The organism is Flavobacterium notoginsengisoli (assembly GCF_014207905.1).
GTDB classification, from domain to species: Bacteria; Bacteroidota; Bacteroidia; order Flavobacteriales; family Flavobacteriaceae; genus Flavobacterium; species Flavobacterium notoginsengisoli_A.
On record NZ_JACHLB010000009.1, the window covers coordinates 153,974 to 164,726 of the forward strand.

Annotated in this window: 9 protein-coding genes; all 9 read right to left on the minus strand. The window is 31.2% G+C overall.

Annotation, left to right across the window (positions count from 1 at the left end; genetic code table 11):
• Position 1 precedes the first annotated feature (1 nt).
• The gene (locus HNP35_RS22025; RefSeq protein ID WP_184167080.1) at positions 2-1,753 is read right to left on the minus strand and encodes a hypothetical protein; all 1,752 of its coding nucleotides are present in this window, start codon (positions 1,751-1,753) and stop codon (positions 2-4) included.
• A 92-nt stretch (positions 1,754-1,845) separates the two neighbouring features.
• Positions 1,846-3,459, minus strand: coding sequence for a tetratricopeptide repeat protein (locus tag HNP35_RS22030; protein ID WP_184167077.1), 1,614 nt, complete (start codon positions 3,457-3,459; stop codon positions 1,846-1,848).
• Positions 3,460-3,527: 68 nt separating this feature from the next.
• The gene (locus HNP35_RS22035; RefSeq protein ID WP_246453643.1) at positions 3,528-5,000 is read right to left on the minus strand and encodes a tetratricopeptide repeat-containing sensor histidine kinase; all 1,473 of its coding nucleotides are present in this window, start codon (positions 4,998-5,000) and stop codon (positions 3,528-3,530) included.
• 421 nt (positions 5,001-5,421) lie between these two features.
• A complete protein-coding gene (locus HNP35_RS22040) occupies positions 5,422-5,856 on the minus strand; it encodes a carboxymuconolactone decarboxylase family protein (RefSeq protein ID WP_184167071.1) in 435 nt (144 codons plus the stop codon).
• Between the two features lie 79 nt (positions 5,857-5,935).
• A complete protein-coding gene (locus HNP35_RS22045; protein WP_184167068.1) occupies positions 5,936-6,508 on the minus strand; it encodes a Crp/Fnr family transcriptional regulator in 573 nt (190 codons plus the stop codon).
• A gap of 155 nt (positions 6,509-6,663) precedes the next feature.
• A complete protein-coding gene (rplT, locus tag HNP35_RS22050) occupies positions 6,664-7,008 on the minus strand; it encodes a 50S ribosomal protein L20 (protein ID WP_008464948.1) in 345 nt (114 codons plus the stop codon).
• A 173-nt stretch (positions 7,009-7,181) separates the two neighbouring features.
• Complete coding sequence (gene rpmI / locus HNP35_RS22055; RefSeq protein ID WP_007810722.1) at positions 7,182-7,379, minus strand: 50S ribosomal protein L35; 198 nt, start codon at positions 7,377-7,379, stop codon at positions 7,182-7,184.
• Between the two features lie 127 nt (positions 7,380-7,506).
• Positions 7,507-8,058 (minus strand): translation initiation factor IF-3, encoded by a 552-nt coding sequence (gene infC, locus HNP35_RS22060; protein ID WP_184167516.1) that lies wholly within the window; start codon positions 8,056-8,058, stop codon positions 7,507-7,509.
• Positions 8,059-8,080: 22 nt separating this feature from the next.
• On the minus strand, positions 8,081-10,027 hold the full coding sequence (gene thrS / locus HNP35_RS22065; protein ID WP_184167065.1) for a threonine--tRNA ligase: 1,947 nt from the start codon (positions 10,025-10,027) through the stop codon (positions 8,081-8,083).
• Positions 10,028-10,753: the final 726 nt, after the last annotated feature.

The following is a 10,753-nucleotide window of genomic DNA, read 5'->3' on the forward strand; positions in this document are numbered from 1 at the left end:
TTTATAATGGGAATGTGAAACTTATTTTAAAACCACTCTCTTGATTTGATTCAAAATTAAGAGTTCCTTTTATTGTTTTAATACGGTTTTCCACATTTTGTAGTCTTTTTTTTAATTTGATAGATTCTTCCTTGATTTCTGTACTATTATCAATGTATATTATTTCAATATTTTTTTCATCTTTTTTAAAATTGATGCTTACTAAAGACGCATTATTGTTCTTTTGTATGTTTTCAAATAATTCTTGAAAGATTCTAAAGACAGTAATTTTTTTAATTCGATCTATTTTTGTCCACGAAATACTATTTATACCATTTATAATAATATTTAAATTGCTATTGGCATAGTCTGAAATCATTTCTTTTAAACCAGAAACGTAATGTTCATCGGTTAGAATAATGCTATTTTCTTTAGAAATCTTTCGGGTTTTAGCATAAAGATGATCTAAGCTGTTTAGTAGTTCTTCTTTTTGAGGGCTAATTTCAATGTTAGAATTCTGAATTTTTGTAAATAACATCAAAACTTCATTTGTTAATTCAGCTCGAAGTTTTTGAGAAATACGTAATTCGCTCTTAAAAGCAGCTATATTTTTTTCTCTTTTTCCTTTTGCAGTGATATGAAAAACTATAAAAACCAAACTAAAAATGCTTATAATTATGATGAAGTATAAAATATAGCTCCTGTTTTTTTGTCTTTCTAATTGCAACTCATTTTCAGCTTTTTGAGTTTTAAGTCGTAAGTTTTCATCAATATCTTTTTTAAAGTTGTACTTTATATTAGCAAATTGATTTTTTTCTATCAATCTTGATTTGGTCATGCTATCCGTAAAATTGATATAAAGATTGGTGTATTTCTTTAAATCATTTCCTTCGCTCGTCCTTATAAGACAAAGCATAGCATATCTTTTTGCGCTGTAAATGTTTATTTCACAAGCTAATTTATATGCAGTTTCAGCATATTTTTTTGCTAAAGGAAGGTTTTTATCTAGATAATAATCGGAAAGATTAGAATAGCTATCTGGAAGTTTTTGTCTATCGTTAGATTTAAGCCTTATTTTTAGTGCTTCGTTAAAGTAATCTATAGTTTTTGGGTCATGTAACTGAAAAGATGAAATACCTATATTGCTTATCATTATACCATAATCCATTAATTCGTAACCTTCTAAAGTGTTAGCCTTATTCTTGTTTCCATAATATCCAGTAGTTGTTACTTTTTTATAAATTTCTATAGCTTTTTTGTGTTCTCCCAGATGCATGTAGACCAGTGCAATATTAGCCAAGGCATTTGCATCTCTTCTTGGGCTTGCATTTAGAGCATATGCTTTTTTTGCATAGATTAAAGCATTTTCATAATCCTTTGTCGCTAAATAATTATCTGAGAAAATTTTATAGGTTTCCCATGCAAATCTTGGCTTCTTTAGATATTTAAGATGCGGTAATATTTTGGTTGCTGTGATTTCGCTTTTCAGATAATTGCCTTCAAATTGCTGGATTAATGCAATAGAAACTAGGGCATCTACATAATCTATTCTGTTCTTTTCAGGATCAGAAAGCTGTACTATTGTTTGATAATTCTTGTAAGCCTTTTCATATTCATTTTTGTCAAAATCGGCATCGGCAATAATTGTTAGTCTTTTTATCTCTGCTGTATTATCAATTTTTGCCACGATTTTCTCTTTCTTCTTTTCACAAGATGTGACAAGAAGTAGTGTGTAAATCAAAATTGAAATTTTAATAAAAAGAGAAATTTTCATTTGGTTTTAAATCGGTAGTTTAATAAAAACTTTAAAGCTGTTGTTTAAAGAATGAATGTCTATTTGTCCGTTAACTGATTTGATTCGATTTTCTATATTTTGTAAACCTTTTTTAAAAAATGTATTATTGTTTTTATTCCGCTTCCGTTATCAATGTAAACAAGATCTAAATTTTTATGTTGAGATTTAACAGTGATGCTAACTAAACTGGCAGAATTATGAGTTTTCATGTTGAGAAATAATTCCTGTACAATCCTAAAAAGAACTATTTTGTTATTTTTATTGATTGCATTCCAAGAAATAGTATCAAAACCATTCAGTAAAATATTTACATCTTGTGTTTTGTATTCCGAAATCATTTCTTTTAATGCGGAAAGGTATTTTTCGTTTGTCGGGATTTTACTGTTTTCTTTAGAAATTTTTCTTGTTTTTATATAAATATCGTTCAGGTCAGAAATTAATTTTTCTTTATTATCATCGTTTTCCAGACCATTATTTTTAGCAAATAGAAAAGTTTGAAAAACATTTTTTGAAAGTTCCTCTTGCAATTTGTTCGAAATTCGAATTTCACTTTCTAAAACAATATCGTTTTTTTCTCTTTTCCCTTTCGTGGTTATGTAAAAAACTAAAAACACTAAAAAGACAATACTTGTTGAAATGATAATATAGGATATAAAACTTCTATTTTTTTGTTTTTCAAGCTGCACTTCAGTTTCAGCTTTTCGTGATTTAAGTTCTAAATTTTCTTCTTTGTCTTTTTGCGAATCGTATATGCTGGTAGCAAATTGGTTTTTTGCTTTTCTCTTGCTTAGCATTATGCTATCATTAAGTTTAATATACAGATCAACATATTTTTTTAGGTTTTCACCTTCTTCTGCTTCGATTATTTCACTTATTGCATTCAATTCGTAGTACTTTGCTTTGCTTGCAGCATAATATCCTTTACTCGCATAAAACTTTTTGAGTTTAGGATTGTTGTATTTTTTGTAGTACAAATAAAGTGCATGATAATTGCCGACAACATAAGATTCATCATTTGCTTTTAGATTTATATTTAAGCTTTCATTGAGATTATCTAAAGCTTTTTTTGGATTGTCAGTTCGCAGATAGCAAAGTCCTAGATTGTATAACACAAAAGCATGTTGATACTCGGTATTTAAAGAATCGGTTTTGTCTTCTGTTTTTTTCTTCGCAAGCTCTTCTAATAGATTTATTGCCATTGAAAATTTTTTTTGTTGCAGATAAATAAACGCGATGTCACATTTTAGTTGTTCTTTTCTAAATTGAGAGATAGCAGTCTCTAGTGATTTTTGATGATAGATTAAAGCATTGTCATAATCGTACATACCATAATAATTATCAGCTATTAACTTGTAAATCATTTGAGAAAATCGAGGTCTCGAAGTATATTTTAAATACGGAAGAGCTTTCGAAGCAATACTTTCGCTTGTGTAATAATCTTCATTTCTATTATAAATATCTCCTTTCTTTTTTAAAATGTAAACGTATTGATTAGCATAATCTTTTTTAGGAACACAAAGCGCAAGGGCTTTATTAAAACAAAAAATGGCACTATCATCTTGCAAAGAATCGCTTAATCGTTCGCCTTTTTTTACCCATTGATATATTTCAGCCGTGTTTTCTGTTTTTTTAGTATAGATCTGTTTTTTCTTTTCGCAAGAGGCGATAAGAAAAAATAAAGCCATTAAAATGAACAAAATTTTGGATAAAGAGTAAATTTTCATTTTTGGGTTTTAAAAAAGCAATTCTAAAATTAAAGTGGAAGTTTGATGAAAACTTTAAAGCCTTGATTTGGACTGGAAGAAATATCAATCTTCCCTTTTATTTTATGAATTCGATTTTCTGCATTATATAGACCATTTTTAAATATAATTTTCTCGGTGTTGATGCCTTTTCCATTGTCAGTATAATTAATTAAGATGTTTTTTTCAGTTTCTTTAAAATTAATTCCCACCAATGTTGCCTCACTGTATTTACGCATATTGACAAGTAATTCTTGTAAAACTCTGTAAATAGTAACTTTTTTATTTTTATTGACATCGTCCCATATAATACTGTCAAGCCCATTTAAAATGATATTAATATTTAAAGTGCTGAAACCAGAAATCATTTCTTTCAGAGATGAAATGTAATTTTGATCGGTAACAATGCTGCAGCTTTCTTTCGAAATATCTCTTGTTCTAGAGTAAATAGCATCTAAATTGTTTAATAAATGCTCTTTGTTTTCAGTAACGGACAAATTTCTATTTTCAACAAAAGCCATTGTATGATAGATGTCGTTTGCTAATTCATCATGCAATTTTTTAGAAATTCTGGTTTCACTGTTGTATGCAGCTTCTATTTTTTCGCGATTTGCTTTAGAAGTCAGATAATAATATAAAATTAAAATTAGGCATAAGCTTATAACAATAATGATGTAAGAAATAATATTTCTGTTTTTTTGCCTTTCAAGCTTTAATTCATTTTCGGCTTTATGTGTTTTTAGTCTAAGGTTTTCTTCTTTTTCTCGTTTAGAATTGTATTTTATTCTAGCAAATTGGTTTTTTGCTTTTTGAGTAATTTCATATGTACTGTCAATTAAATTGATATAGATATCTGAATTTGCTTTAAGCTCTGAACCAGAACTATTTTTAAGAATCATCTTTAAAGCAGATAATCGACCGTCAGTATGATTTATTTGGGAAAATTCCTTATAGCTCAAATTCATGTATTTTTTGGCTAATAAAGGGTTTTTAATCTCATTTAATTCTGCTAAATGAAGATAGCTTTTTCCCAAACCAAAAGGATTGTTTAGCTTTTTTCTAATTTCCAAGCCTCTTTGCATATAATCTGAAGCAATTTCATAATTGTCAATTTGTTGATAGCACAAGCCAATATTGTCTAGTAAAGCGCCATAAAATTCCAGGTCTTTATTTGCTTCATTTTTATTTTCTAATGGAAGTAGAAGATCAAGCGCTTCGTTATGTTTTTTGCTTTGAATTAATGTAGTAGCAATATTATTTTTTGAAGCTAGTTTTTTCTCCAGTTTCACATTTAACTCTAAAGCTTTTTGATGATACAAAAGAGCATTTTTATAATCAAATGTATTTAAGTAATTAAGTCCTAAAGTAGTGTAGAGATTCCAAACATGAAGTTGATTTTTTACCAATTTAGTATAAGGAAGTGCTTTCGTAATGGTTGCTTCGCTTCCGGCATAATCTCCATGAGTCTCTTGGATAATTGCCATGCGATTTAGTGAACTTATATAGTTCTCTGTATCATTTGAAGGTGAGCATTTGATTATTGCCTCATTATAATAATAAAAAGCGCTGTCAAATTTCTTATTGTCAAAAAAAGTATCCGCAATACCTATTAATCGGCTAATTTCAGCTTTGTTATTAGTCTTGATTTCTGAAATATTTTTTTTCTTTTGACAAGAGAAAAGTACTAAAAATGTGACTAGTAGGTAAAAGGGAAATGGTATTCTTTTGGGTATCATGCGCCAAAAATAAATATTTCTGGAAATCTCAAAAGCGTATAAATACGGTATTTTTAATTATTTTTAAATTCAATATTTTTTGGCTCTCATTTATAGATAAATACAAAAAGCCCTTTGTAAACAAGGGCTTTACATCTTTTTTAGCTTGTAAAATTTATCCTTATAAAATTTATGAAGCTCTCAATCCGGTTGTAATTGCAAGTCTATTCCAAGAGTTAATGGTGATGATAGCAAGAATGATTTCGGCAAGATATTTTTCGTCAAATAATTGTGCAGCATTCTGATAAACTTCATCAGAAACATGATTGCCAATTAAGGTTACTTGTTCAGTTAAAGCTAAGATTGCTTTCTCTTCTTCAGTGTAAACATCAGCTTCACGCCAAGCACTTGTTAGATAAATTCTTTGTTCAGAAATACCATGTTTTCTTGCATCTGCAGTATGCATGTTGATACAAAATGCACAACCGTTAATTTGCGAAGCACGGATTTTGATTAATTCTTTATGAACGGGAGTTAGTGAAGTTGAAGAAATATATTTTTCTAAACTCAACAATGCGTTGTAAGCTTCTGGGGCAACATTCGGGATAACAATTCTTGATTTCATTTTTATATGTTTTAAAAGTTCATTACAAAGGTCAGTAATCAATACTTCTAAAAACTTGAACTACTTCAAGAAATACAAATTAGACTTTTCCCGCTCTAATTTTGCTCATAAATTCGGCAGAAAAATCCAAATAGGAGGCAAGCATATATTGCGGAACACGCTGTACGAAATCAGGTTGCTGATTTTTAAAATGATTATATCGTTCTTCAGCAGACATAGTAAATAAGAATTTAATTCTCATTTGTGCGGCACCAAATGCTTTTTGAGCTACAATTCTAAAGTATTTTTCAAGACTTGGAATTTGAATTAATATAGATTCCAAAACTGATTTTTCAATAGCAATTACATCAGATGTTTCAACAGCTTGGATATAGAAATGAGATTGTGTGTGATTATGATAGCTTAAATAATCTGTTATCCACCAATTTTCAACTCCAAATTGAAGAGTTTGTTCTGTTCCTCTAGGATTAATAATATATTGACGCATGCATCCTTTTACAATAAAATACATTGTGTTGCAGACTTGTCCTTCTTGTAAAACATGATCTTTTCTTTTGATTTGTGAAATGCTTAAACATGATTCCAGTAAATCAATTTCTGAAGGTTCAAGATGGATAAACTTTTGGATGTGATTGAGAATTGCGTCGTGCATAGAAAAGTTTTGTTTCTGTAAATTTACTTTAATTATTTAATTGAAACTATTTCGACGAAGTTTTAGTAATGTAAATAAAAACAAAAAACCATTCGCCGCGGCGAATGGTTTTTTTATAATAAGTAAGTAATCTTAAATTGAGTTTATAAAACGTTTTATTTTACTTTATTAAGAATAGCTTTGAAAGCTTCTGGGTGGTTCATAGCTAAATCTGCAAGAACTTTTCTGTTCAATTCGATTCCGTTAGCTTTAACTTTCCCCATGAATTGAGAATAAGACATTCCTTCTAATCTAGCTCCAGCGTTAATACGTTGAATCCATAATGAACGAAAATTTCTTTTATTCTGTTTTCTGTCACGGTAAGCGTAGCTCATCGCTTTCTCTACCGCATTCTTAGCAACTGTCCAAACGTTTTTACGTCTACCAAAGAAACCTTTGGCTTGCTTCATTATTTTTTTTCTTCTTGCTCTTTTAGCAACTGAATTTACCGATCTTGGCATAATTTTAATGTTTTTTTGTAGCAGGCGTCCTGAATTGAATCAAAGGAACTTAAAGCCATACTCCAAGGTTATATAAATAATTTTTTAACCTAAAGAATTCTACAGTCAAATGTCAAAAGTCAAATGTCAAAAGAAAAAACTTTAGACTTTAAGACTTTCTAACTTTAGACTTATTAGATAATTCTTAATTGTTGTTTAATGCTTTTCATATCTGTTGAGTGAACTAGCGCTGAGTGAGTCAAAGCTAATTTACGTTTTTTAGATTTTTTAGTCAAGATGTGACTTTTAAAAGCATGCTTTCTTTTAATCTTTCCAGAGCCAGTAACTTTAAAACGTTTCTTAGCGCTAGATTTTGTTTTCATTTTAGGCATTTTTCCTAGTGTTTTAATTTATTCTTACTTACTTATATTTTTTAAGCTTTAGGCTTTAGGCAGTAAGCTTTAGGCAAATGTTTGTTTTTTTGCTTAAAGCTTACTGCTTACTGCTTATAGCAAATAATTATTTTTTCTTTTTAGGAGCAATGAACATAATCATTCTCTTTCCTTCAAGAACAGGCATAGCTTCAACTTTACCATGTTCTTCTAAATCCTGAGCAAGACGCAACAATAAAATTTGACCTTGATCTTTATAAATGATAGAACGACCTTTAAAGAATACAAAAGCTTTTAATTTAGCTCCTTCTTTTAAGAATTTTTCAGCATTCTTTCTTTTAAATTCGTAATCATGCTCGTCAGTCTGAGGACCAAATCGAATTTCTTTTACAACAACCTGAGAAGATTTAGCTTTTAATGCTTTATCTCTTTTCTTTTGTTCGTAAACAAATTTCTTATAATCCATAATTTTACAAACTGGCGGCTCAGCATTTGGTGAAATTTCAACCAAATCCAATTCAAATTGATCTGCCAATCGTAAAGCGTCAGCAAGTTTAAAAACACCTGGTTCGATGTTTTCACCCACTAGTCTTACTTCTTGTACACCACGAATATTATTGTTTATTCTGTGTGCGTCTTTTTTTTCTACTCGAGGTTGAAAACCTCTGTTGCTTCTTATTGCTATGACTTTCTAATTTAAGTTAAACTGTAAATACTTTTAATGTCTTTTTTATTTCCTCGTTTACAATCGAAGCAAATTCTTCAATAGAAACGGTAATATTACCTTTTCCTTCTTGTCCGTGACGGCGAATAGAAATTGTACCATTTTTCTCTTCCTCTTCACCTACAATCAGCATAAATGGGATTTTTTGCATTTCTGCATCTCTAATTTTTTTGCCAATTGTTTCGTTTCGATTGTCAATTAGGGCGCGAATTTCGTGATTTTCTAGCAAATCTAAAACTTTTTTAGCATAATTTTCGTATTTCTCGCTCAAAGACAAGATTATAGCCTGCTCCGGCATTAGCCAAAGTGGGAAATTTCCTGCTGTATGCTCAAGTAAAATTGCTATAAAACGTTCCATAGATCCAAAAGGAGCTCTGTGGATCATTACAGGGCGGTGTAATTCATTATCAGCGCCTTTGTAAGTCAAATCAAAACGTTCAGGAAGGTTATAATCAACCTGAATTGTTCCTAGTTGCCATTGTCTTCCCAATGCATCTTTTACCATGAAATCTAGTTTTGGACCATAGAAAGCAGCTTCACCATATTCAACAACAGTGTTAAGTCCTTTGTCTCTTGCTGCGTTGATAATAGCATTTTCAGCTTTTTCCCAGTTTTCATCTGTTCCAATGTATTTTTCTCTATTTTCCTGATCTCTCAATGAAATTTGAGCTGTAAAGTTTTCAAAACCTAAAGATCCGAATACATATAATACAAGATCAATTACTTTTTTGAATTCTTCATCCAATTGCTCTGGAGTACAGAAAATGTGCGCATCATCCTGAGTAAATCCTCTAACACGAGTTAAACCATGTAATTCTCCAGACTGCTCGTATCTATATACAGTACCAAATTCAGCGTAACGCTTCGGTAAATCTTTATAAGACCAAGGTCTCACATTGTAAATCTCGCAGTGGTGAGGACAGTTCATTGGTTTTAATAAGAACTCTTCGCCTTCCGCAGGAGTATGAATTGGCTGGAAACTGTCTGCTCCATATTTTGCATAGTGTCCAGAAGTAACATAAAGTTCCTTTTGTCCAATATGTGGACTAACAACTTGCTCGTATCCAGCTTTCTTTTGTGCTCTTTTTAAGAATTGCTCCAAACGCTCTCTAAGTGCAGCTCCTTTTGGTAGCCATAAAGGTAGCCCTTGACCTACTTTTTGAGAGAAGGCAAACAATTCAAGTTCTTTTCCTAGTTTACGGTGATCACGACGTTTTGCTTCTTCAAGAAGTTCAAGATATTCAGTTAAGTCTTTTTGTTTAGGGAAAGAAGTTCCGTAAACGCGAGTTAACTGCTTGTTCTTTTCGTCACCTCTCCAATAAGCACCTGCAACACTCATGATTTTCACAGCTTTGATAATTCCAGTATTCGGAATATGTCCTCCACGGCATAAATCAGTAAAAGTAGCGTGATCGCAAAATGTAATAGTTCCATCTTCAAGATTTGAAATCAATTCAGTCTTGTAAACGTTGTCTTTATACATTTCTAAAGCTTCCGCTTTAGTTACCGGACGCATTTTAAAATCAAACTTTCCTCTTGCGATTTCAAGAATACGATCTTCGATCTTTTTAAAATCAGCTTCAGAAATTTTCTGATCTTCAAAATCCACGTCATAATAAAACCCATTAGCAATTGCAGGTCCTAAAGTTAATTTAATTCCAGGATATAACTCCTCAAGAGCTTGAGCCATTACGTGTGAAGTTGAATGCCAGAAAGCTTTTTTACCTTCAGCATCATTCCAAGTATATAAAATAAGATTACCGTCGGTCGTTAATGGAGTTTCGGTTTCAATAGTTGTACCATTAAAAGATGCAGAAATAACATTTCTTGCAAAACCTTCGCTAATGTTTTTAGCGACCTCCATTGGAGTTACGCCTGAAGCGAACTCTCTAATTGACCCATCGGGTAAAGTAATCTTGATCATTGTTTATAATTTTGTGAATGCAAATATAACGTATTAGAAAAATACACACAATATATATTAAGAAGATTACTCTATTATATATATGTATAAAATGATACAATATATAATAGTAGATTTTACTCATTGGAATTCGACAGTTTTCCAAATGCAGTCGGGTTTGTTTTTTCTACATATATAGTATGGCATAAAATCCAGTTTTACTGTAGAGGCGCACCGCAGTGCGTCTATTGCATATTGTCTATTGGAATTTGGGATTTAAGTGTTGTAATTTTAATGAGGAGCTGATCCCGCTATCCGCTGCAATCTTTTTGTGGTGAACCCCACCACAAAAAGGATTTCCGCTCCTATCGGGGCTAGGGCACCGGTTTTCAGAAGAAATTCTGGGAAGCAGGCAGGTTTGGGCAGGAAATAGAGAAGAAGAAAGGAAAAAAACTTAGCGCCTTAGCGTCTTTGCGAGATCAAATCGGTGCAAATACGGCTTTCCAAAACCTGATAGGTGTTTAGAAAAGCGCCAAAAAAGATAAAAACTCCGCAGAACTGCAGGCAAAAGCAGGAGCAAAAATAAAGAAACCGCACCATGGTTCAGAAAAACCCCACAAGTCATCAAAAAAAATGAAACTGTAAAGAATGAGTTATCAGCAGGTTAAGAAAAAGATCGAAAAAAGATTGAAAAAAGCTTGGAAAAAGTATTGGATAACTGGAAAAAGGTTCTACTTTTGCACCCGC

Bases quoted from the DNA above. Each gene is read 5' to 3' on its own strand.
- HNP35_RS22025 (WP_184167080.1), bottom strand. From the start codon at position 1,753: ATGAAAATTTCTCTTTTTATTAAAATTTCAATTTTGATTTACACACTA.
- HNP35_RS22030 (WP_184167077.1), bottom strand. From the start codon at position 3,459: ATGGCTTTATTTTTTCTTATCGCCTCTTGCGAAAAGAAAAAACAGATC.
- HNP35_RS22035 (WP_246453643.1), bottom strand. From the start codon at position 5,000: ATGGCAATTATCCAAGAGACTCATGGAGATTATGCCGGAAGCGAAGCA.
- HNP35_RS22040 (WP_184167071.1), bottom strand. From the start codon at position 5,856: ATGAAATCAAGAATTGTTATCCCGAATGTTGCCCCAGAAGCTTACAAC.
- HNP35_RS22045 (WP_184167068.1), bottom strand. From the start codon at position 6,508: ATGCACGACGCAATTCTCAATCACATCCAAAAGTTTATCCATCTTGAA.
- rplT (WP_008464948.1), bottom strand. From the start codon at position 7,008: ATGCCAAGATCGGTAAATTCAGTTGCTAAAAGAGCAAGAAGAAAAAAA.
- rpmI (WP_007810722.1), bottom strand. From the start codon at position 7,379: ATGCCTAAAATGAAAACAAAATCTAGCGCTAAGAAACGTTTTAAAGTT.
- thrS (WP_184167065.1), bottom strand. From the start codon at position 10,027: ATGATCAAGATTACTTTACCCGATGGGTCAATTAGAGAGTTCGCTTCA.